Source organism: Luteibacter sahnii (assembly GCF_034063545.1).
Lineage (GTDB): Bacteria > Pseudomonadota > Gammaproteobacteria > Xanthomonadales > Rhodanobacteraceae > Luteibacter > Luteibacter sahnii.
Map to the genome: position 1 here is coordinate 104,179 of NZ_JAQLOK010000006.1, position 22,207 is coordinate 126,385.

Consider the following 22,207-nt stretch of genomic DNA (forward strand, 5'->3'; position numbering starts at 1 on the left):
AGGGACGGGCAGCGCCCGCCCCGTTCGCCGTCAATTCTTGAGCGGCACGGTCTCGAAACCACCCTGGGGCGTCGTGTTCTGCGGCGGCGGAGTGGGCGAATCGCTACGGGATGCCGCGGCCGGGCGCGCGCCGCAGGTGTAGGCGCCCCAGTCCTGCGAGCCATCATGCGGCTCGCCCATCGGCTTGACGGTGTCCGCGCCCATCTTGGCCGCCTCGTTGCGGGCCAGCACTTCGAGTTCGTCGCGCACCTTCAGGTCGCTGCGATCGACCGGACCCACGCGATTCATGACCGAGACCGTCACCTTGCCTTGCTCGCGGCAGCCGGAGGTGTCGCCGTTCCACGCGGTGCGCACGTTGCGTGCGCCGTCGTCGAGCTTGATGCCCCACGAACAGGCGGACAGGGCCAGGGGGATGAACAGAACGAGGGCTTTGCGCATGGGCGGCTCCGGGAACACGGTCGCGCCTATGCTAGCCCGAGGAAACGGAACGCGCGATCACCGCCGCGCGTTCCGTGCGGTCGGCGTTTACCTCGACGCCTTTACCGGATCGCCGTCTCCGTCGATCACCTGCACCTCGCCCAGGTTGAGCGCACGCACCGGGGCCTCGATCTTGCGCAGGTCGCCGACGATTACCCAGGTCAGCGAACCGGGATGCATCACCGCCGAAAGCGCCGCCTCGGCGGAGCCCCGGTTGACGCCGTCGATGCGCGCCTTGAGCGTCTGCACGTAATCGTCGGGCCGGTCGTAGATGACGATGCCTGACAGGGCGGAAAGCACCGACGCGGTGGTCTCGAAGCTGCCCGGCAACGCGCGCACGCGCTGGGCCTGTACCTTGGCGATTTCCGCGTCGGTCAGCGGCTTCGGACCGATCACGGCGCGGATCTCCTTGAGGATTTCCTCTGCCGACGGCGCGGTCTTGTCGGTCTGCACCGGCGCATAGAACAGCATCGGCCGCTGGCCCTTGGCATCGGACAGCATGCTGCCCGCGCCGTAGGCCCAGCGTTTCTGCTCGCGCAGGTTCATGTTGAGGCGCGAGGTGAACGTGCCGCCGAACGCCGCGTTGGCGATGCCCAGGTCGATGGCGTTCTTCGCCTTGGTAGAGGGGGCGAGCAGCCCGGCCAGGATCAGCGATTGCGGCGCGTCGGTGCGGTTGACCAGGAAGACACGGGGCTTGGCCTGGGCCGCCACGGTACCGATGTTTTTCGCGGGGATCGTGCCGGGCGGCGGCGTCCAGTCGCCGAACGCGGCGTCGAGCCGCGGCAGGATCTGGGCCAGCGTGGTGTCGCCGGCGACGAGGATGCGCGCGTTGTCCGGGCGCAGGTAGTCATGCTGGAAGGCCTTGAGGTCACCGGCGTTGAGAGAGGCAATGGCCTTCTCCGTACCGCTGCCGGTGAACGGGATGCCGTAGGCATGCGCCTTGCCGTAGAGCAGGGGCGGCAGCGTGCGCAGGGCGATGCTCGTGGGGTCGGTCTTCTCCTGGGCGATACCCGCGATCCACTGGCCGCGCACGCGCTCGATGTCGGCCGCCTTGAACGCCGGATGGCGCACGACGTCGGCGAACAGGTCGAGCGAGGGACCCAGTTCGCTGTTGAGCGCGTTGAGCGCGACGGCGCAGGTATCGAGCGAGCAGCTCGAACCGATCATCGCGCCCAGGCGTTCCTTGCGGCGGGCGATATCGACCGAATCCAGGTCGGCCGTGCTCTCGTTGAGCAGCGTGGAGGTAAAGCTCGCCGTGCCCAGCTTGCGGCCCTGGTCGGCGGCGTAGCCCGCGTCGAACAGGATCTGCACCTGGGTGACCGGGATCGTGTGGCGCTCGGCGAGTACCACCTCGATGCCGTTACGGAGTTTTCCCCGCTGCAGGCCGGGGAACGACAGGCTCGGGAAGCTCGTCACCTTCGGCACGCCGAGGGCACGATCCACCGTGGAGGTCGCCACGGTGTAGTGGCCGGCCGGCGGCAGCACCGGCGCCGGGCGTCCGTCCGCCGCGGGACGGCCGACGACGGCCTTGTCCTCGGCCGCCGGATCGAAACCCGGTCCCGCCGGCATCACGGTGAGCGTGTAGCTGCCCTTGCCCAACCACTTCTTTGACGCCGCCAGCACCGATGCGGCCGTGGCGCGCTCGGAGCGGTCGAGATCCTTGCGGTAGGCGCCCGGATCGTTACGGTAGACCTGGCCCTCGGCGAGGATCGCGGCCTTGCCGCTGACCTTCTCCAGGCCTCGTATGAAACCGGCTCGGTTGGCGACCTTGGCGCGGGCCAATTCATCATCGGCCGGTCCGTTGGCGAGAAAGTCGTTCCACACCTGGGCGACGGCCGCCTCGACCCGGGCCGGATCGACACCCTGCTTCACGTCGACGGTCAACTGCACGCGGCTGGACAGCGCGAAAGGGGATAGACCCACCGACACGTCGTCGGCCAGCTTGTCCTGGTAGACAAGGCGCTGGTACAGGCGCGACGTCTTGCCGCCGCCCAGCACGGTGGTGGCAAGGTCCAGCTGCACCGCATCGTCGGTGCCCAGTTGCGGCACGACCCAGGTGCGGACGATGCGCGTCTGCGCCACCTGATCGTGCTGCACGCCCCGCGTATCGGTCGTGAGCGGCAGCACCCAGGGCTGCTGTCGCGGCACGGGCGGCCCGGCGGGGATGTCGCCGAAATACGTCTCGGCCTTGGCCCGGGCCTGTTCGGGGGTGATGTCGCCGGCGAGTACCAGCGTGGTGTTGGCGGCGCCGTAGTTATCGTGGAACCACTGCTTGACGTCGGCCAGCGAGGCCGCGTCGAGGTCGGCCATCGAGCCGATGGTGTCGTGGTGATAAGGGTGGTTGGCCGGATAGACGTTGGCCAGCACGTTTTCGTCGACCCGGCCGTACGGCTCGTTCTCGTCCTGGCGTTTCTCGTTCTGCACCACGCCGCGTTGCGTGTCGAGCTCGTGCTGGCCGATCGCGCCGAGGAGGTGGCCCATGCGGTCCGACTCCATCCACAGCGCCATGTCCAGCGCGGTGGTGGGCACGGTTTCGAAGTAGTTCGTGCGGTCGAACCACGTCGTGCCGTTCATGTCGGTGGCCCCGGCCACCTCGAACGGCTGAAAGTACGTGCCCTTGTGGTTCTCCGAGCCGGAGAACATCAGGTGCTCGAACAGGTGCGCGAAGCCGGTCTTGTGCGCCGGCTCGTCGGCCGAGCCGATGTGATACCAGATGCTAACGGCCACCACGGGCGCCTTGTGGTCCTCGTGCACGATCACGGTCAGCCCGTTGGGCAACTGGAAGCGGGTGAAGGCGATACCGGGAACCTCGGCGGTGTCGGCGAGGGCGCCACCGGCCATCGCGAGCAGTCCCGCGGCGAGCAGGGCAAGACGTTTCTTCATGCGAACTCCTTCACGGGCCCGACGCGGCCCAACCGGCCGAGGCTAGCCCGCGCGCTCGACCGGTGTCCATGCAAGCGCTGTCCGGTTCCGGCCCCGCGACTGTCCGCGGACAGACGCGCGCACGACGCCACGGGTGACAAACCTCATGTCCATCAGCTGATTACGGGCCCTACAGCGCGTGGCACGGCGATTGCCTAATACCTGTGCACCCGGGCACGCCGCCCGCCACGCTTTCCCTTCCAGGAGTACGCCATGAAATTCGAACTGCCGATGATCGCCGCTTTCCTCATCGCCTCCATGCTGCTCTGCGGCTACACCCTGGCCATGATGGCCTGACGGATCGACCTCGAGGATTTCCCCATGAATTACGAACTCGTCATCCTCCGCGGCCTGCTCGTCGCCTCGGTCATGGTCTGCGGCCTCATCCTGGGCAACATGCTCGGCCTCGCGGGTGCAGCACCGACCTTCGCCGCGCCCACCACCGACGCGAGCGCCACTACCGCGACCGCCATCACCGCCGGCGCCTGCGCCCTGCCCCCGGACGGCGTGCTCTGCGTCGCGTCTGGCTCATAATGGGCGCATGCCCCACGTCATCCTGTTCCGACCTGAGATTCCGCCCAACACGGGCAACGTCATCCGCCTGTGCGCCAACACGGGCGCCACGCTGCACCTGATCCGCCCGCTGGGCTTCGAACTGGACGACGCGCGCCTGCGCCGCGCGGGGCTCGATTACCACGAGTTCGCCCACCTGTCGGTGCACGACGACCTGGCCGCCTGCCTGGGGTCGATCGGCCATCCGCGGGTCTTCGCCTTCTCGACCCGGGGAAAACACCTGCATACCGATGTGGCCTACGCGCCCGAGGACGCGTTGCTGTTCGGTTGCGAGACCGCCGGACTACCGGACGACGTGCTGGACGCGGTCCCGGAGGGCCAGCGCATCCGCCTGCCCATGCGCCCGGGTAACCGCAGCCTGAACCTGTCCAACGCCGTGGCCGTCGCCGTGTTCGAGACGTGGCGGCAAGCCGGGTTCGTCGGCGCGGGGTGAGCCCCGGCCTTCCCGGCGATTGCACGAAGCGGCAGGCTACAATCCACCGATGACCTCCGATCGTCCCCAGGCCGATAGCGGCCCCTCCCGTTTCCTTCCCCGCCCGCTGCGCGTCGTCGCCGGCCGGGCCATGGAGTCCGTGCTCAACCGCGTCGTCGACCTCGATCCCGACACGCGCGGACGGCTCGACGCGCTGGATGGACGCAGCGTGCAGGTGCACCTGAGCGGTCCGGACCTCGCCCTGCGGATCACCGTCGAGAAAGGCCGGCTGCGTGTCGGCCCGGCGGAAGACGGCGGCAGCCTGCGCGTGACCGCCTCACCCGGTAGCCTGCTCGCCATGGCGCTGCGTCGTGACGACGAGGGCATGGCACCTGGCAAAGTGGACATCGCCGGCGACGCGGAACTCGCCCGACGGCTCGAGCGCCTCGCCAGGCAATTCGCGCCGGATATCGAAGAAGCCTTCGCCCGCGCGTTCGGCGACGCCATCGGCGTGCCGCTGGCGCGGGCGTTTCACCAGGCGTTCGCCCACGCGAAGCAGACCGCCGCGCATCTCACCGACGACGGCGCGGACTGGCTGCGCGACGAGGCCCGCGTCGCGGTCGCCCCGGGCGAGCTCGACGGTTTTCTCGATGGCGTGGATGCCGTGCGCGAGCGCACCGAGCGCGCCGAAGCCCGGTTCGCCCGGATCGAGCGCCTGCTGAAGGGGAACGGGGCATGACGCCGTTGCGCCTCGCGCCCCGCCTGTTCCGCGTCGCCGCCATCCTGATCAAATACCAGCTCGACGAACTCGTCGACGGCGCCCACCTGCTCGGTCCGCTGAAGGCCGTGCGCCTGCTGTTCCCCCGGGCGCCGGCCGAGGTGCGCGGGCTTCCGCGCGGGGCCCGCCTGCGCCTGGCGCTGAACGAACTGGGCCCGATCTTCGTCAAGGCGGGCCAGGTGTTGTCCACCCGCCGGGACCTGATCCCCGCCGACGTCGCCGACGAACTGGCGCTCTTGCAGGACCAGGTGCCGCCGTTTCCCGGCACCGAGGCGCGTGCCATCGTCGAGCGCGAACTGAAGGCCCCGGTCACGACGCTTTACGCGCGCTTCGACGAGCAGGCGCTCGCTTCGGCCTCCATCGCCCAGGTGCATGCCGCCACGCTTCACGACGGCCGCGAGGTGGTGGTGAAGGTGCTGCGACCCGGCATCGACCGGCGCATCGCCCGCGACATCGACCTGCTCCACACACTGGGCTCGCTGGCGCAGCGCTGGCACCCCAACGCCGACAAGATCCGCCCGCTCGACGTGGTGGCCGAAGTCGAGAAGATGCTGTCCAACGAGCTCGACCTGCAGCGCGAGGGCGCCAGTGCCAGCCTGCTCCGGCGTAACTTCGCCAGCGGCATCGACCTGTACGTGCCCGAAGTGCACTGGGACCTCAGCACCCAGGGCGTGCTCACCCTCGAACGCGTGCACGGGGTCAGCGCCGACGACATCGCGGCGATCGACGCCGCGGGGCTCGATCGCAAGCGGCTGGCCGAAAAGGGCGTGCGGCTGTTCTACGAACAGGTCTTCCGCGACAACTTCTTCCACGCCGACGCGCACCCGGGCAACATCTGGGTCGACCTGGGCCGCATCGACGAACCGCGCTTCATCGCGCTCGACTTCGGCATCATGGGCTCGCTGCCCGAAGCCGACCAGTACTGGCTCGCCGAAAACTTCATCGCCCTGTTCGAACGCGACTACGCGCGGATCGCCCAGTTGCACGTCGCCGCCGGCTGGATGCCCGCCAACGTGCGCCTGGACGAACTGGAGGCGGAAGTACGCACGGTGTGTGAGCCGTATTTCACCCGGCCGCTCTCGCAGATATCCATCGCCGAACTGGTGGTAAAACTGTTCCAGACCGCCCGCCGTTTCGAGCTCACCCTGCAGCCCCAGCTGATCCTGCTGCAGAAGACCCTGCTCAACATCGAAGGCGTGGGTCGCATGCTCGACCCGGAGATCGACATCTGGGCCGTCGCGCATCCGGTGCTGCGGCGCATCCTGCGCGAGCGCTACAGCGTTCGCGCCGCGTTGCGCGACGTGCGCCGTCGGCTACCCGAGTGGATGCACATGGCGCCCCGCGTACCCGAACTCGTGCGCGACGCGCTGCGCCAGGTCGCCAGCGGCGAGCGTCGCGAGGTGGCCGACCCGCGCGTGCTGCTGCAAACGCGCGACACGGCGCGCCAGCTGCATCGGGTGCTCGCCTGCGGCCTGCTTGGCGCCGCGCTGCTGGTGGGCGGCGCGGTACTGTTCGCCCTGGCGCCGCGCCTGCATGCGTCGCTGCCAGCGGCCTGCGTCGCCGCCGGCCTCGTCGCTTTCGCGGTGGGTTGGCCGCGCCGTTCGTCCTGATGCTGGAGATCCTCTTCCAGGACGACGACCTGGTCGCCGTCAACAAGCCCGCCAACCTCGCGGTGCATCGCTCGGCCTTCGTCGGCCCCGACGACGCCTTTCTCGTCGACCTGCTGCGCGAACAGGTCGACGGGCGCCTGCATCTGGCGCACCGGCTTGATCGCGCCACGTCCGGCGTGCTCCTCGTGGCCCGCTCGCAGGCGATGGCCGCCCAGATCGGCGAGCAGTTCATGGGGCGCAGCGTGCGCAAGCGCTACCTCGCCGTGTGCCGGGGCTGGCCGGAACCGGCGGAAGGCTGCATCGACTACGCGTTGCCGGGCTCGCGCGACACCGGCCCACGCCGCGAGGCGCAGACCGATTACCGGCGACTGGCCACCGTCGAGGTGGGCATCCCGCTGGGCCGCTACGCCACGCAGCGCTACGCGCTGGCCGCCGCCGAGCCACGCACCGGCCGCTTCCGGCAGATCCGTAAGCACTTCGCGCATATCCATCACCCGTTGGTGGGCGACAGCCAGCATGGTCGCGGCGATCACAACCGGCTGTTCAAGGTCCACTTCGCGTCGCACCGCCTGCTGCTCCATGCAGCGCGGCTCGTGTTCGCGCACCCGCGCGACGGACGGCCCATGCGGATCGACGCGGGGCTGGATGCGACGTGGCAGCGCCTGCTGCAAGGTTTCGGCTGGACGCAGGCGTACGACGCCTGGCGCGACGACTGACACGCACCGAGGTCGGCGGGTGGCGCTCTGCGTCATGACCCGTGGCGGCGCGCTGCTAAGATGCGTGTCGCCATGCTTATCGTGACCCGCGCCATTGCCATTCCCGACGCCGAACTCGTCGAGCGCTTCACCCGCGCCGACGGTCCCGGCGGTCAGCACGTGAACCGCACCGAGAGCGCGGTTGAGCTGCGTTTCGATGTCGCCTCCTCGCCGTCACTGCCCGACGATGTCCGCGCGCGACTGCTGGCCCGGCGCGACCGGCGCATGACGGAGGCGGGCGTGCTGGTGATCCAGGCGCGCCGCTTCCGCGACCAGGCGCGCAATCGCGACGACGCGCGCGAGCGGCTGGCCGACGTGCTTCGCGAGGGCACGGTGGTGGCGAAGAAGCGCGTCGCGACCAAGCCCACGCGTGCGTCCAAGGAGCGGCGCCTCACGGGCAAGGCCCAGCGAGGCGATACCAAGCGTGGCCGCTCGCGCGACTGGAGCCGTGAATGAAAGGCGTGCCGGAGCACCTGCCTCCCCACGCGCCTACCCTGCCCCGCACGCCCTGGCGCCGCCTCTGTCGCTGGGTCATCGGCTTGAGCGGTTGGCGCATCGTCGGCGAGTTTCCCGACGTGCCGAAGCTGATCCTGGTCGGCGCGCCGCATTCGTCGTACTGGGATGGTGTCTGGGGCCTGTTGATGAAGGTGGCGATCGGGCTCGACGTGGGCATCATGATCAAGCGCGAGGTGTTTTCCGGCCTCCTCGGTCCGGTCGTGCGCCGCCTGCGCATGATTGCCGTCGACCGCAAGGCGGCCACCAACGTGGTCGACCAGATGGTGCAGCGCTTCGCCCGCGAGCCGCGCATGTGGCTCGGCATCATGCCGGAGGGCACGCGCAAACCGGTCAGGCAGTGGAAGTCCGGCTTCCTGCGCATCGCCCGTGGCGCCGGCGTACCGATCCAGCCGGTCTTCATCGACTACCCCAGCCGCACGTTCACCCTGGGCCCCCTCGTGCGCGCCAGCGACGACATCGAGGCCGACCTGGTGCGCGTTCGCGCGATGTTCGCCGGCTATCACGGCAAGCACCGCGACGCCTGATCACCGCTCGGAGTGACCGGAGTCGTCGTAGTCGCGATGGGTCAGCAACCCGGGCTTGATGAGATCGATGAAGGCACGCGCTTGCGGACTGAGAAACCGGCCCTTGCGCATCACCACGCCATAGCTTCGCTGGGGCAGGTACGACCGCAGGTTATGCACGGCGAGGCGTTCGCGATCCGACGGCGTGATGCAGATGCCTGTCACGATGGAGATGCCCAGGCCCATGGCGACGTATTGCTTGATGACATCCCAGCCGCCGACCTCGATCGCCACCGTGTAGGGCACATGGCGTTGCTGGAACACCATGTCGACCAGCTTGTAGGTGGTCAGGCGCTTGGGCGGAAGGATGAGACCGTAGGGAGCGATGTCTTCCAGGCGGATCTCGCTGCGGTTCGCCAGCGGATGGTCCGGCGGCATGATCAGCATCGGGTCGTAGTGGTAGACCGGCGCCCAGGCGATGTCGTGGGGCACGTCGATCATCGAGCCCACCGCGATGTCGACCTCGTCGTTGCGCAGCAGGTCGATGCCGTCGCGGTTGGTGACGTTCGACAGCGCCAGGTGCACGTCGGGGTAGCGCTCGCGATAGGTCTTCACCAGGTCCGGTAGCAGGTATTGGATGGTGGACGAACCGGCGGCGATCGTCAGCCGCTTGACCCGCGCACCCTGGGTCTTGTCGCGGAACGCGACGTCCAGCGCCTCGAATCCCTCGACCAATGGGCGAGCCATGGCGTAAAGGGCCTCGCCCGCGTCGGTGAGCGTGATGCGCCGACGGGTACGTTCCAGCAGCAGCGCGTCCAACTCCCGCTCCAGCGCTTTCAGTTGCAGGCTCACCGACGGCTGAGACAGGAAGAGCGCCTCGGCGGCCCGACTGAGGCTACCCAACCGGGCGATGTAGACGAAAGCACGCAGTTGCTTGAGGCGGTTGCCCTTGTAGTAAAAGCGCTCCGCGACCGCCGTCGTCGGGACGGAAACGTCTCGAAACGAGGCTTTGCTGCGTACTTTAACCTGATTTTTCTTCATTTCTTTCAATGATTTCCAATAGCCATTGGATTTGTTAATCCTAATCATTGAAACATATGCTTTGTCAAATACCAGATGAAAGTCCTAGCGTGGAGCCCTGACCCGCCTCCCGGAGACTTCCCACCATGGCCGCTTCCCAGAGCGTGATCGATCCCGCCGCCGGTATCGTCGCCCACGCGATCGAGTCGTACCGCGACATCCTGAGTACGGAAGCCCTCACCTTCGTCGCCGGCCTGCACCGCCGCTTCGACGCCCGGCGCGTGGCCCTGCTCGCCGAACGCGAGGCCCGGCAGCGTCGTTTCGATGCCGGCGAGTGCCCCGACTTTCGCGAGGACACCCGGGCGATCCGCGAGTCCGAGTGGACCGTCGCGCCGCTGCCCGAAGCGCTGCTCGACCGTCGCGTGGAAATTACCGGCCCGGTGGAGCGGAAAATGATCATCAACGCCCTCAATGCCGGGGCGAAGGTCTTCATGGCCGATTTCGAGGACTCCAGCGCGCCGACGTGGACCAATCAGGTCGAGGGCCAGCGGCACCTGCGCGACGCGGTGAACGGCACCATCGAATACACCAACGAGGCAGGCAAGCACTACCGCGTGGGCCCCGACCCCGCCGTGCTCGTGGTTCGCCCACGTGGCTGGCACCTGCCGGAGCGGCACCTGACGGTGGACGGCGAGGCGACATCGGGCGCGCTCGTGGACTTCGGCCTGTTCGTGTTCCATAACGCCGCCGCGCTGCACGCGCGGGATCGCGGCCCCTACTTCTACCTGCCCAAGCTGCAGAGCATGGAGGAAGCGGCGCTGTGGAACGACGTGATGGACCACGCCGAAGCGGTGCTCGGCCTGCCCGAGGGCAGCATGAAGGCCACGGTGCTGATCGAGACCCTGCCTGCGGCATTCCAGATGCACGAAATCCTGCATGCCCTGCGCAGCCGCGCGGCCGGCCTGAACTGCGGGCGGTGGGACTACATCTTCTCCTATCTGAAGACGTTCCGCGCCCACCCGGACCGCCTCCTGCCCGAGCGCGGGCAGGTGGTCATGACGGTGCCATTCCTGAAGGCCTACTCCGAGCTGCTGATCCAGACATGCCATCGCCGTGGGGCGCTGGCCCTGGGGGGCATGGCCGCGCAGATCCCGATCAAGGGCGACGACGAGGCCAACGATGCGGCGATGGCGAAGGTGCGCGCCGACAAGCTCCGCGAGGTGACCGCCGGGCACGACGGCACCTGGGTCGCGCACCCCGCGCTCGTGCCGGTGGCCCGCGCGATCTTCGATGCGCACATGCCCACGCCGAACCAGCGGCACGTCACGCGAGACGACGTGAGCGTGTTGCGCGAGGACCTGATCCGCCCGGCCGTTGGTACCGTGACGCGCACCGGCTTCGACAACAACGTGGAGGTCTGCCTGCGCTACACCGCCGCGTGGCTGGACGGCCTGGGCTGCGTGCCGATCCACCACCTGATGGAAGACGCGGCCACGGCGGAGATCGCCCGCGCGCAGCTGTGGCAGTGGTTGCACCACGGCCCGGTGGAGTTCAGCGACCACGCGCCGGTGTCGTTCGCACTGTTCGACCACGCCCTGGCGAAGTACCGACAGCGCCTGCGCGAGTCGACCCTGCCTGGCGCCGCGCGCGCCGACGACGCGGCGGCCCTCATCGCTGCGCTCACGCATGCCGACACGCTGCATGACTTTCTCACCCTGCCCGCCTACGACCGCCTGCCCTGAGCGAAGGAGACCGACCATGACGATGCACACCGCTGAACAGATCGCGCTGGACTGGGCAAACAACGACCGCTGGTCCGGTATCGAGCGACCCTATACGGCCGACGATGTGACCCGACTGCGCGGCACCGTGACGGTGGAACACACGTTGGCCCGCCGCGGCGCCGCACGGCTGTGGCGTGCGATCCACGAACGTCCCTACGTCAACGCGCTCGGTGCGCTCACCGGCAACCAGGCCATGCAGCAGGTGAAGGCCGGGCTGGAGGCGATTTACCTCTCTGGCTGGCAGGTCGCCGCCGACGCCAACACCGCCGGTGCAATGTACCCCGATCAGTCGCTGTACCCGGTGGACGCGGTGCCCAACGTCGTGCGTCGGATCAACAAGACCCTCTTGCGCGCCGACCAGATCCACCACGCCGAGGGCCGCGACGATCGCGACTGGCTGGTACCGATCGTGGCCGATGCCGAGGCGGGCTTCGGCGGCGTGCTCAACGCCTACGAACTGATGACGCACATGATCGAGGCCGGTGCCGCCGGCGTTCACTTCGAAGACCAGCTCGCCAGCGCCAAGAAGTGCGGGCACATGGGCGGCAAGGTGCTGGTGCCGACGCAGGAAGCCGTGCAGAAGCTGATCGCGGCGCGTCTGGCCGCCGACGTCGCCGGCGTGCCGACGCTCATCGTCGCGCGCACCGACGCGATGGGCGCGGGACTGGTCACCTCCGATATCGACGAACAGGATCGCCCGTTCCTCACCGGCAAGCGCACGGTGGAAGGCTTCTATGAAAGCCGCGAAGGCATCGACCAGGCGATCGCCCGCGGCCTGGCCTACGCGCCGTATGCGGACCTGATCTGGTGCGAGACCTCCACGCCCGATCTCGAGCAGGCGCGTCAGTTCGCCGAGGCGATCCACGCGCGGTTCCCAGGCAAGAAGCTCGCCTACAACTGCTCGCCCAGCTTCAACTGGAAGAAACACCTGGACGAATCCACGATCGCCGAGTTCCAGAAGCGCCTGGGCGCCATGGGCTATGCCTTCCAGTTCATCACCCTGGCGGGCTTCCACGCCCTGAACCACTCCATGTTCCAGCTCGCCCGGGGCTACCGCGACCACCAGATGTCGGCGTACGTGGCCCTGCAGGAAGCGGAGTTCGCCGCCGAGAAGGACGGCTACACGGCGGTGAAACACCAGCGCGAGGTCGGCACGGGTTACTTCGACGCGATCAACCAGGTCATCGCCGGATCGTTGAGCTCGCTGTCTGCCCTGGACGGCTCGACCGAGCAGACCCAGTTCCACGCCTCGGCCGCCTGAAAAGGTTCATTTCGGCCCTCGACCTGACGACACGGAGCATGGGTTCGACCCGGCGAGTCGCGGGAGCCCTGGCCCCCCCCCAAGGCTCGGGTCTCGCCGCCCCACCGTCGGGCCCGCGGCGACGCCTGTATCCACGCAGCATCCCCCCGACGCCCGCGAAGCACCTAAAAAAAACGGCCCGCGCAAGGATGCGCCGGCCGTCAATACAAAAATGGAGTCTTTAAAGGCCGGGCCCCGGTGCTGGAGCGGGGGGAGGGAGGGGTATCCAGCACCGGAGCGGGGCAGGCAGCCATTAAGCGAACTACCTGGTACAGGATTCTCCGCCCGACCCCTCTATTTGTCAACCCGTCAGTACATGAAATAAGTTTTATCGTCAGAACCGCCGGTAATGCAGCGCCTCGGCCAGGTGCGACTGCTCGACGCAGCCGGTACCGCCCTCGAGGTCGGCGATGGTGCGTGCCACGCGCAGGATGCGGTGGTAGGCACGGGCGGAGGCGCCGAGTTTTTCCAGCGCCGCTTCAAGCCAGGCGCGCTCGGCCTGCGGCAGGGCGCAATCGCGTTCGAGGTTGACCACGCTGAGTTCGGCGTTGCTCTGGCCCGCGCGCAGCAGGGCTTTTTCGCGCGCCGTGACCACTCGCTGGCGTACCGTGGCGCTGTCTTCGTCGTACGGTGAGGCCGCCGCGGTGAGCGCGGCGATCGGTACGCGCGGCACCTCGACGCAAAGGTCGACGCGGTCGAGCAGCGGCCCCGAGACACGCGCCCGGTAGCGCTGCACCTGATCCGGCGTGCAACGGCACGCATGCTTGGGATCGCCGGAGAAGCCGCAGGGACACGGGTTCATCGCCGCGACGAGTTGGAACTCCGCCGGGAAGGTCGACTGGCGCGCTGCGCGCGAGATGACGATCTGCCCGGACTCGAGCGGCTCGCGAAGCACGTCGAGCGTGTGGCGGGGAAACTCCGGCAACTCGTCGAGGAAAAGCACCCCGTGGTGGGCCAGCGAGATCTCGCCCGGACGCGGCGTGGAGCCGCCGCCCACCAGCGCGGTGCCGGAAGCGGTGTGGTGGGGTGCGCGGAAGGGCCGGCGACGCCAGCCCTCGGGATCGATGATCTCGCCGGCGAGCGAACGGACGGCACAGCTCTCCAGCGCCTCGGACTCGGTCATCGACGGCAGGATGCCGGCAAGGCGTTCGGCGAGCATGGTCTTGCCGGTGCCGGGCGGCCCGACCATGAGCAGGTGGTGCCCACCGGCGGCCGCGATCTCCAGCGCGCGCCGCGCCTGGTGCTGCCCACGGATGTCGCGCATGTCCGGACCGCCCTGGGGCAGGTCGTAGAAGTCGGTCGAGGCAGGGGGGATGTCCAGTTCGCCCTGCCCACGCAGCCATGCGCACACCTCGGCGAGGCTATCGGCGAGCAGCACGTCCGCCTCGCCGATGAGCGCCGCTTCGGCGGCGTTGGCACGAGGCACGACCACCCGGCGACCGCAGCGGCGGGCACGAATCAGGGCGGGAAGGATGCCGGGCACGGCGCGCAGTTCGCCCGACAGCGCCAGCTCGCCCAGGAACTCGCAGTCGTCGAGGCGTTCGCGCGGTATCTGGGCGCCAGCGGCGAGGATGCCGAGAGCGATCGCGAGATCGAAACGACCGCCATCCTTGGGTAGTTCGGCGGGCGCGAGGTTCACGGTGACCCGGCGGTTGGGATACTCGAAGGCGGTGCTCTGAATGGCCACGCGGACGCGGTCGCGCGCTTCGCGCACGGCGGCCTCGGGCAGGCCGACGATGGAGGTGCTGGGGAGGCCACCGGAGAGATGCACCTCGACCACGACCTGTGGTGCGGAGACACCTTCCTGGGCCCGCGAGAGAGTGACCGCGAGGCTCATGGGAAGGCGTATCGTAACCGGTGACGGATCAGGCCGGAAAGCGAACGTCGGCGATAGTGCCGTGATCCGGTTCGCATACGCGCTCCTTGCGCCGGCTAAGAAAATAACCGCCTCCGACCGCTCTCGGGGTGAGGGTGACGGATCGGAGGCGGCCCGGGATGTGCGGTCGTCCTATTGGCCGCGTTGCGCAGCGCTGACTTCCAGATCGGCGATGCGCTTTTCCAAAGCGTCGAGTTTTTCGCGCGTGCGAGCCAGAAGCTGGCTCTGTACGTCGAACTCCTCGCGGGTTACGAGATCGAGGCGGCGTAGTCCTTGCGCCAGAACATCTTTGAAGTTGGCGTGCAAATCCTCACGCGCTTGCGCCAACCCTGGCGGAACCAACGACGCCAACCGCTGTGCGAGTTGATCGATACCCTGCACATCCATCTTGCGCACCTCGATGTCGTGAATGAATTATTGGGACAACCGATTGTAGGCGCTATCGGCGAATGCCTACACGGCGTGTAGGGTTTTTCCTACAAAACGGGTCGAGGGCGTGTCCCGGGCAGACGCCCGCCGGACCCGGTGGCACAATGGCGGATCCGCCTGCCGCTGTCCGGCACGCCCCCAGGAGTCCTACATGAAGCTGGTCGTGGCCATCATCAAGCCGTTCAAGCTGGACGACGTCCGCGAGGCCCTCGCAGAGGTCGGCGTACAGGGCGTCACGGTGACGGAGGTGAAGGGCTTCGGCCGGCAGAAGGGCCACACCGAACTCTACCGGGGGGCGGAATACGTGGTCGACTTCCTGCCCAAGATCAAGCTGGAGGTGGCCGTGGCGGACGACCAGGTCGAGCGCGTGACCGAGGCGATCCAGCAAGCCGCCCGCACGGGCAAGATCGGCGACGGCAAGATCTTCGTCAGCCCGCTGGACCAGGTCATTCGCATTCGCACGGGCGAACTGGACAACGACGCGCTCTGAGCGGAATCACACCGCCGCCGCGATGCGCTTGAAGCGGCGGTGGTGCACCAGCACGCCGGCGTAATAGCTCAGGTAATACCCCAGGGTCAGCCCCACCACCATCATCGTGAGCGGGCTGTTGCCGGGTGCGGGGCCGTGATACGCGGCGGCATCGCCGCCCATGACCGGCGCCAGCACGAGGAAGCGCCAGGCCAGGCGGCCCAATAGCAGGGCGGTGAGCGCGGCGCCCACCCAGGGGTTGGGGATGTAGCCGTCCTGACCGCCGGCGCCGATCTCGAACCGGGTCAGGCGCAGGCCGACGAACACCGCCAGCGCGGCGCCGACGATGCCGCCGGCCAGCACGCCCTCGGCCAGGCGCACGTCCTGCAGGCCCGACAGCATCGACAGGGCGAGGCCCACGCCCAGCAACACCGCCCGGGCCGTCATTCGCCGGGTGTGGATCGGCTGCCGGCCGAAGCTGCCACGCACCCGACGGTAGATGGCGAACAGCACGAGGCCGCCGATGGCGATCGGGACATACACGGGCATGGGGGAAGCGGCGGCCTGGGCAAGCATTGGGATTCTCGTGTCGTTTCGGATGGACAAAGCCTAGCGTCGGGCCGCCGTCGCGGGCATGGCCGGTCGCCACCCGTTACGGGTGACGACTGTCAGTTCCCAAGGGTGGCTCAGGCCTTGGCCTTGCCCTGGTTGGCCACGGCGGCCATCTTGGCTTCGATCTCCGCGGCATCGCCCAGGTAGTAGTGCTTGACCGGCTTCAACTCGGCGTCGAATTCGTAGACCAGCGGAATGCCGTTGGGAATATTCAGTTCGGCGATGTCGTCGTCGGAAATGCCGTCGAAATACTTCACCAGGGCGCGCATGGAGTTGCCGTGCGCCGCCATCAGCACGCTGCGGCCGGCCTTGATGGCGGGGGCGAGCACATCGTGCCAATACGGCAGCACGCGGGCGACCGTGTCCTTGAGGCACTCCGTGAGCGGGACGTCGGCGATGCCGGCGTAGCGGGCGTCGTCGGCGAACGACATCTCGCCCGGCTTCAGCGCCGGGGGCGGGGTGTCGTAGCTACGGCGCCAGATCTTGACCTGGTCATCGCCGTACTTCGCCGCCGTCTCGGCCTTGTTGAGGCCGGTAAGCGCGCCGTAGTGCCGCTCGTTGAGGCGCCAGTCGGTGACGACCGGGATCCACATGAGATCCATCGCGTCCTGCACGTGCCACAGTGTGCGCACCGCCCGCTTCAGGTACGAGGTGTGGGCCAGGTCGAAGGTAAAACCGGCCTCCTTCAACAGACGCCCGGCCTCGCGGGCTTCGGCCACGCCCTGCTCGCTGAGATCGACGTCGGCCCAGCCGCTGAAACGGTTTTCGAGGTTCCAGGCCGACTGGCCGTGGCGGATCATGACGAGCTTGTACATGGCGATGGGCGCTGCGAAGGGAAAAGGCGATGGTGGAACGTCATCCCGCGCCGGTCAACCGACCGCACCCTGCCATAGGTCACGCTAAACCTTGCGACCGCGAAGTGCATCCTACGGGTCTCATCCCTGTGGAGTTGCACCCATGCGCCGTACCCTGATGTTCCTTCTGGTCGCCCTGGCCGTCTCCGGCACCGCCGTCGCCGCCGACGACATCAGCAAGGTCAACGGCACCGCGAGCGTGGACGCCGGCGGCAAGGCCGGCGAGGTGCATACCGTGAACGGCTCGGTCAAGATCGGCGACCGCGCGGTGGTGGAGAAAGCCGGCACGGTCAATGGATCGGTCGACATGGGCGCCGCGGCCACGGCCGACAGCGTCAAGACCGTCAACGGCGCGGTCACCCTGCACCGCGACGCCCGGGTCAACGAGGATGTGGAGACGGTCAACGGCCGCCTGGCGCTCGAGCCTGGCGCGGACGTCAAGGGCCACCTCTCCAATGTGAACGGCGAGATGGAACTGGACCACGCCCATGTGGGCGGAGGCATCGAGACGGTCAACGCCGACGTCACCCTCACCGCGTCGAGGGTGGAAGGCGGCCTGACGGTGAAGAAACCCCGCATGAACTGGCACAGCAACGACGACCGCCGCCCGAAGATCGTGATCGGCCCACACAGCGTGGTGCAGGGCACGATGACGTTCGAACGACCGGTGGACCTCTACGTCAGTTCGTCGGCCACGGTCGGCAAGATCGAAGGCGCCACCCCGAAGTCGTTCTCGGGCGACGCGCCGTAAGCTCCCGCCCCGGTCAGATCCAGTCGCGCGGCTTGAGGTACTCCGCAAGCCGCGCTTCGGCGCTACCGGGCTCCGGTGCGTAGGCGTATTCGAAGCGCACGCGTGGCGGCAGGCTCATGAGAATCGACTCGGTGCGGCCGCCCGACTGCAATCCGAACAGCGTGCCGCGATCGTAGACGAGGTTGAATTCCACGTAGCGTCCGCGGCGATACAACTGAAACTCACGCTCGCGCTCGCCGTAGGGCGTGTCCTTTCGCCGCTCGACGATCGGCAGGTAAGCCTCCAGAAACCCCTCGCCCACGGCGCGGGTGAAATCCAGGCAGCGATCAAAGCCGCCCTCGTTGAGGTCGTCGTAGAACAGCCCGCCCACGCCACGCGTCTCGTTTCGGTGCTTAAGGAAGAAATACTCGTCGCACCACCGCTTGTAGCGCGCGTAGACATCGTCGCCGAACGGTGCGCAACGGTCGCGCGCCACGGTGTGCCAATGGCGAACGTCCTCGTCGAACGGGTAGTAGGGCGTCAGGTCGAAGCCGCCACCGAACCACCAGACCGGCTCCACGCCTTCCTTCGATGCCTCGAAATAGCGCACGTTGGCGTGGGTCGTCGGCACGTACGGGTTGCGCGGATGGAGCACCAGCGACACCCCCGTGGCGACGAAGCTGCCGCCGATGAGATCGGGGCGATGGGCCGTGGCGCTCGGCGGCAGTTGCGAGCCCGATACCCGGGAGAAGTTCACGCCAGCCTGTTCGAACACGCCGCCCTCGCGCAACACACGCGTGCGGCCACCGCCGCCGGCATCGCGCGTCCAGGCGTCCTCATGGAAACGGGCCTGCCCGTCGATGGCTTCGACAGCGGCGCAGATGCGGTCCTGAAGGCCGCGCAGGAAGGTTTCAGCGAGATCGGCGTGTTGGGACATGGGAGGCTCTCGTCAGGATGCGCCCGAGCTTAGCAAGAGCCTATGACAGGTCCCATGCGGCATGCGACCGCGCCGGGATGATCAGCTCACCCGCGAGACGACGCGCCGGTTGCCGGTCAGCGCGGCCCAGCGCAGACCGGTGTCGATCCACATCAGGTAGCCGGCTTCCATGGCCAGCCGGAGCAGGTAGCGGCGCGTCATCGGCAGGGCGTCTTCGGCGGCAAGCGGGTGGGCATCGAAACCGAGGCGGCGGGCGAGGTAGGCGCAACGGGCCAGGTGGTAGCGACTGGTCACGAGATAGACCCGCGGCAACGGCTCGCGATCCGGGCCGCGCAAGAGTTCGCGGGCGTGTCGCAGGTTCTCGAGCGAATCGATGGACGCCTGTTCGAGCGCCAACGAAACGCCCGGCGGCCAGACGCCGTCGCGCAGCCAGCGCTGTCCGGCTTCGGCCTCGCTGAGCGACCCACCACCCGGACCGCCGAGCAGCAGCACGCGGTCGGCGCGGCCCTTGAGGGCACAGTGCCGCGCGCGCTCCAGCCGTGCGATGAAATCCCCCTCCGGACGGTCGTTTACCAGTCGGCGACCGAAGACGAGCAAGGTGCCCGCGCGCGCCGGCGTCGTCGGCGCGCGGCGGGCGATCCGCCACACGCGGACCGCGTGGGCGACGTAGAGCAGGCCGGCGCTCGCGGCACACGCCAGCACGGTGACCACCGCGGCGGCGAGGATGTCCGCGTCGCCGAGGTATCGCCACACGCCACGGCGCAGGGGTTTGAGCAAGCCAGGCATGGTCCGGTGACCGTCGCGCAGGAAAACACGGAGTCTGTCCCGCCGTCCACGCACGCGCAATCGTCATGCCGGCACGCGTTATTCACGCGACGCTGGATGGCAAAAAGGATAGGCTCGCCGCATGCCTCATCCCATGCCTCCGCTCGCCATCCGCGCGTACACCGCCACCTCCTCGCTCGGTCGTGGGCTCGACGCCCACGCCACCGCCCTCGCCGCCTCCCGCGGCGGCCTCACGCCCAACGACATCACCAGCGCGCCCCTCGCCTGCTGGATCGGCCGCGTCGACGGTCTGGACACCGAGCCGCTGCCCGGTGAATGGTCCGCGTGGGACTGCCGCAACAACCGCCTCGCCCTGCTCGCGCTACGCCAGGACGGCTTCATCGACGCCGTGCGCGCCGCCCGCGATCGCTACGGCGCGTCGCGTGTCGCCGTGCTGCTGGGCACGTCCACGGCGAGCATTGCCGCCACCGAGGAAGGCTACCGCCGCCTTGAGCACGGACGGATGCCGGCGGACCTGCACCGCCCGCCGCTGCACACGCCGCATTCGCTGGCCGGCTTCGTCGCCGGCTTTTTCGAACTCGAAGGCCCCTGCCTCACCATCGCCACCGCCTGCTCGTCCAGTGCGAAGGTGTTCGCCAACGCCGAGCGGATGATCCGCCTGGGCCTGGTCGACGCCGCCATCGTGGGCGGCACCGACACGCTCTGCGACAGCGTGCTGTTCGGCTTCAATTCGCTGGAACTGGTGTCCCCCGAACCCTGCCGCCCCTTCGACGCCGACCGTCAGGGCATTTCGCTGGGCGAGGCGGCTGGCTTCGCGCTGCTCGAACGTCCGCGCGAGAATGACGACGCGCCGTTGTTCATCGGCTACGGCGAGGCCAGCGACGCCCACCACATGTCGACGCCGCACCCGGAAGGCCTCGGCGCGGAACTCGCGCTGCGCGATGCCCTCGAGCGCGCCGGTCTTGCGCCGGACCAGGTCGACTACATCAACCTGCACGGCACCGCGAGCCAGAAGAACGACGAGGTGGAAGCCGCGCTCATCTCGCGCAGTTTCCCGGCGACCACGCGGGCCAGCTCGACCAAGGGCTTCACTGGCCACACCCTGGGCGCCGCCGGCATCGTGGAGGCCACCGTGGCCCTGCTGGCGATGCGCGACGGGCTCGTGCCCGCCAACCTCGGCGCGCGCAAACCCGACCCCGGCTGCGGCCCCCACTTCGCCTGGGAAAGCGAGCGCCAAGACGTGCGCTATGCCCTCAGCAACTCCTTCGGTTTCGGCGGCAACAACGCCTGCCTTGCTTTCGCCCGCCCAGGAGCGGTCGCATGAGCCCGGCCCTGACCCTCTGGATCAAGGGCGTCGGCCTGTGGGCACCGGGCGCCCCCACGTGGGACGCGTTCCGCGCCCTCGTCGCGGAAAACGGCCAGCCCGGCGCGACCGAGCGGCCGGCCGCCAGCGTGCTGCCGCCCAACGAGCGGCGCCGCGCGCCGGAAAGCGTGCTCCTGGCCGCCACGGCCGCCGGCCAGGCGGTGAGCATGGCCGGGCTCGACGCCGCGCACGTGCCGTGTGTGTTCGCCTCGGCGCACGGCGACCAGGCCATCACCGACTACATGTGCACCACGCTGGCGACGGCACCCGGCGAGTTGTCGCCGACCAAGTTCCATAACTCGGTACATAACGCCCCCGCCGGCTACTGGACCATCGCCACGCACTGCCATGCCTCGTCGAGCGCGGTGTGCGGCGGCGAGGCGTCGTTCGGCGCCGGCCTGCTCGAGGCCGCCACGCTGGCGATCGCCGACGAACGCGACGTGCTGCTGGCGAGCTATGACATCGCCGGCAGCGGCCCCCTCGGCGACATGACCACCAGCACCGGCCCCTTCGCCGGTGCCTTGGTGCTCTCCCCACGGGCCGACGGCGCCCTCGCGCGACTGCAGCTCTCGCCCGAGCCGGGCAACGTCGGCGACGAGTCCATCGGCGAAGGGTGGCTCGACGCCATCATGACCAGCAACCCGAGCGCCCGCGGCCTGCCGCTGTTGCTGGCGCTCGCCCGACGGAAAACAACCGCGCTGCGCGTCGCCGCGGCGGACGGTCTGGACCTGCATCTCGACGTGGAGTTCGCGCCATGAGCCTTGGCCGCTGCTGCATCCTGATTCCCTGCCTCAACGAGGAAGTCGCGATCGGCCACGTGGTGGCCGACGCCCTCGCGATCGGCCTCCCGGTCATCGTGGTGGACGACGGCTCGGACGACCGCACGCCCGAGATCGTCGCGTCGCTGCCGGTGACGCTCCTGCGGCACACCCAGCGCATGGGCAAGGGCGAAGCCTTGCGCACCGGTTTCCGCGAGGCCCTGCGGATGGACTTCGACGCGGTGATCACCATGGACGGCGATGGCCAGCACCTGGCCTCCGACATCCCCGCCCTCCTGGAGGCCGGTCGCCTGCATCCGGGCTGCATCGTGATCGGGGCGCGCCTGCTCGACAAGGAGCAGCAGCCCAAGGGGCGGCGCCGCGCCAACGCGGTAGCGGACTGGGGCATCTCGTGGGCCTGCGCCTGCCCCATCGCGGACACGCAGAGCGGACAGCGACTCTACCCGCGGGCCGTGCTCGACCTGGTCGACCTGCCGGCCGAGAACTTCGTCTTCGAAGCAGCGCTGCTGATCACCGCCTGTCGCGAGCGGGGTATCGGCGTGGTCTCGGTGCCCATCGCCTCGCGCTACCACGGCGAATTCCGGCTGAGCCACTTCAAGCCGGTGCGCGACGTGACACGCATCACGACCTATACGATCCGCCAACTGCTCCACTACGGCAGTATCCTGCCCAGCTACCGGCGCTCGCGCGCCATGCCCACCATCATCGCCCACTGAGCCGCC

23 protein-coding genes are annotated in these 22,207 nt (G+C 68.6%); 14 read left to right on the top strand and 9 right to left on the bottom strand.

What is annotated here, in order from left to right; translation table 11 throughout:
• Positions 1-30 precede the first annotated feature (30 nt).
• On the bottom strand, positions 31-438 hold the full coding sequence (locus PI246_RS15290; protein WP_320552174.1) for a DUF4156 domain-containing protein: 408 nt from the start codon (positions 436-438) through the stop codon (positions 31-33).
• Positions 439-525: 87 nt separating this feature from the next.
• Positions 526-3,360, bottom strand: coding sequence for a M16 family metallopeptidase (locus PI246_RS15295; protein ID WP_320552175.1), 2,835 nt, complete (start codon positions 3,358-3,360; stop codon positions 526-528).
• A gap of 360 nt (positions 3,361-3,720) precedes the next feature.
• On the opposite strand from PI246_RS15295, the gene PI246_RS15300 reads away from it, so the two are divergent.
• From PI246_RS15300 to PI246_RS15330, 7 genes are all read left to right on the top strand, one after another.
• Entirely contained in the window at positions 3,721-3,933 is a 213-nt protein-coding gene (locus tag PI246_RS15300) for a hypothetical protein (protein ID WP_320552176.1), read from the top strand.
• Between the two features lie 7 nt (positions 3,934-3,940).
• Positions 3,941-4,405, top strand: a complete 465-nt coding sequence (locus PI246_RS15305; protein WP_320552177.1) for a tRNA (cytidine(34)-2'-O)-methyltransferase — start codon at positions 3,941-3,943, stop codon at positions 4,403-4,405.
• Positions 4,406-4,454: 49 nt separating this feature from the next.
• Positions 4,455-5,123 (top strand): ubiquinone biosynthesis accessory factor UbiJ, encoded by a 669-nt coding sequence (locus tag PI246_RS15310; RefSeq protein ID WP_320552178.1) that lies wholly within the window; start codon positions 4,455-4,457, stop codon positions 5,121-5,123.
• 5 nt (positions 5,124-5,128) lie between these two features.
• Entirely contained in the window at positions 5,129-6,772 is a 1,644-nt protein-coding gene (gene ubiB, locus PI246_RS15315) for a ubiquinone biosynthesis regulatory protein kinase UbiB (protein ID WP_407069826.1), read from the top strand.
• Entirely contained in the window at positions 6,772-7,488 is a 717-nt protein-coding gene (locus PI246_RS15320) for a pseudouridine synthase (RefSeq protein WP_320552180.1), read from the top strand. The genes ubiB and PI246_RS15320 overlap by 1 nt, the downstream gene beginning before the upstream one ends.
• 72 nt (positions 7,489-7,560) lie before the next feature.
• Complete coding sequence (arfB, locus tag PI246_RS15325; RefSeq protein WP_320552181.1) at positions 7,561-7,983, top strand: alternative ribosome rescue aminoacyl-tRNA hydrolase ArfB; 423 nt, start codon at positions 7,561-7,563, stop codon at positions 7,981-7,983.
• Positions 7,980-8,567, top strand: coding sequence for a 1-acyl-sn-glycerol-3-phosphate acyltransferase (locus tag PI246_RS15330; protein WP_320552182.1), 588 nt, complete (start codon positions 7,980-7,982; stop codon positions 8,565-8,567). Before arfB ends, PI246_RS15330 begins: the two co-directional genes overlap by 4 nt.
• Here the strand turns inward: PI246_RS15330 and PI246_RS15335 are convergent, their stop codons facing one another.
• The gene (locus PI246_RS15335) at positions 8,568-9,587 is read right to left on the bottom strand and encodes a LysR family transcriptional regulator (protein WP_320552183.1); all 1,020 of its coding nucleotides are present in this window, start codon (positions 9,585-9,587) and stop codon (positions 8,568-8,570) included. It abuts the gene before it with no gap.
• A gap of 125 nt (positions 9,588-9,712) precedes the next feature.
• On the opposite strand from PI246_RS15335, the gene aceB reads away from it, so the two are divergent.
• Both aceB and aceA read left to right on the top strand, forming a co-directional pair.
• Positions 9,713-11,308 carry a malate synthase A gene (aceB, locus tag PI246_RS15340; RefSeq protein ID WP_320552184.1) on the top strand — a complete coding sequence of 532 codons (1,596 nt, stop codon included), beginning with the start codon at positions 9,713-9,715 and terminating at the stop codon, positions 11,306-11,308.
• 16 nt (positions 11,309-11,324) lie between these two features.
• Positions 11,325-12,611 (top strand): isocitrate lyase, encoded by a 1,287-nt coding sequence (aceA, locus tag PI246_RS15345; RefSeq protein ID WP_320552185.1) that lies wholly within the window; start codon positions 11,325-11,327, stop codon positions 12,609-12,611.
• A 373-nt stretch (positions 12,612-12,984) separates the two neighbouring features.
• Here the strand turns inward: aceA and PI246_RS15350 are convergent, their stop codons facing one another.
• Both PI246_RS15350 and PI246_RS15355 read right to left on the bottom strand, forming a co-directional pair.
• Positions 12,985-14,487: a YifB family Mg chelatase-like AAA ATPase gene (locus tag PI246_RS15350; protein ID WP_320552186.1), complete on the bottom strand. Its 1,503-nt coding sequence runs from the start codon at positions 14,485-14,487 to the stop codon at positions 12,985-12,987.
• Between the two features lie 171 nt (positions 14,488-14,658).
• A complete protein-coding gene (locus PI246_RS15355) occupies positions 14,659-14,913 on the bottom strand; it encodes an accessory factor UbiK family protein (RefSeq protein ID WP_320552187.1) in 255 nt (84 codons plus the stop codon).
• 193 nt (positions 14,914-15,106) lie between these two features.
• Between PI246_RS15355 and glnK the strand changes: the two genes are divergently transcribed.
• Positions 15,107-15,445, top strand: a complete 339-nt coding sequence (gene glnK, locus PI246_RS15360) for a P-II family nitrogen regulator (protein ID WP_320552188.1) — start codon at positions 15,107-15,109, stop codon at positions 15,443-15,445.
• A 6-nt stretch (positions 15,446-15,451) separates the two neighbouring features.
• Here glnK and PI246_RS15365 read toward each other — a convergent pair whose 3' ends face one another.
• Positions 15,452-15,973, bottom strand: coding sequence for a DUF1453 domain-containing protein (locus PI246_RS15365; RefSeq protein WP_320552189.1), 522 nt, complete (start codon positions 15,971-15,973; stop codon positions 15,452-15,454).
• A 137-nt stretch (positions 15,974-16,110) separates the two neighbouring features.
• The gene (gene gpmA, locus PI246_RS15370) at positions 16,111-16,851 is read right to left on the bottom strand and encodes a 2,3-diphosphoglycerate-dependent phosphoglycerate mutase (RefSeq protein ID WP_320552190.1); all 741 of its coding nucleotides are present in this window, start codon (positions 16,849-16,851) and stop codon (positions 16,111-16,113) included.
• A gap of 142 nt (positions 16,852-16,993) precedes the next feature.
• Between gpmA and PI246_RS15375 the strand changes: the two genes are divergently transcribed.
• Positions 16,994-17,641, top strand: a complete 648-nt coding sequence (locus PI246_RS15375) for a DUF4097 family beta strand repeat-containing protein (protein ID WP_320552191.1) — start codon at positions 16,994-16,996, stop codon at positions 17,639-17,641.
• A gap of 13 nt (positions 17,642-17,654) precedes the next feature.
• Here the strand turns inward: PI246_RS15375 and hemF are convergent, their stop codons facing one another.
• Together hemF and PI246_RS15385 are read right to left on the bottom strand one after the other, a co-directional pair.
• Positions 17,655-18,557: an oxygen-dependent coproporphyrinogen oxidase gene (gene hemF, locus PI246_RS15380; RefSeq protein WP_320552192.1), complete on the bottom strand. Its 903-nt coding sequence runs from the start codon at positions 18,555-18,557 to the stop codon at positions 17,655-17,657.
• An 81-nt stretch (positions 18,558-18,638) separates the two neighbouring features.
• Positions 18,639-19,343, bottom strand: a complete 705-nt coding sequence (locus tag PI246_RS15385) for a YdcF family protein (protein ID WP_320552193.1) — start codon at positions 19,341-19,343, stop codon at positions 18,639-18,641.
• Between the two features lie 133 nt (positions 19,344-19,476).
• Here PI246_RS15385 and PI246_RS15390 point away from each other — a divergent pair, with 133 nt between their 5' ends.
• The 3 genes from PI246_RS15390 to PI246_RS15400 are packed head-to-tail and all read left to right on the top strand — an operon-like array spanning position 19,477 to position 22,201.
• A complete protein-coding gene (locus tag PI246_RS15390) occupies positions 19,477-20,667 on the top strand; it encodes a beta-ketoacyl-[acyl-carrier-protein] synthase family protein (protein WP_320552219.1) in 1,191 nt (396 codons plus the stop codon).
• Complete coding sequence (locus PI246_RS15395; protein WP_320552194.1) at positions 20,664-21,464, top strand: beta-ketoacyl synthase chain length factor; 801 nt, start codon at positions 20,664-20,666, stop codon at positions 21,462-21,464. The genes PI246_RS15390 and PI246_RS15395 overlap by 4 nt, the downstream gene beginning before the upstream one ends.
• The gene (locus tag PI246_RS15400) at positions 21,461-22,201 is read left to right on the top strand and encodes a glycosyltransferase family 2 protein (protein WP_320552195.1); all 741 of its coding nucleotides are present in this window, start codon (positions 21,461-21,463) and stop codon (positions 22,199-22,201) included. Before PI246_RS15395 ends, PI246_RS15400 begins: the two co-directional genes overlap by 4 nt.
• Positions 22,202-22,207 lie beyond the last annotated feature (6 nt).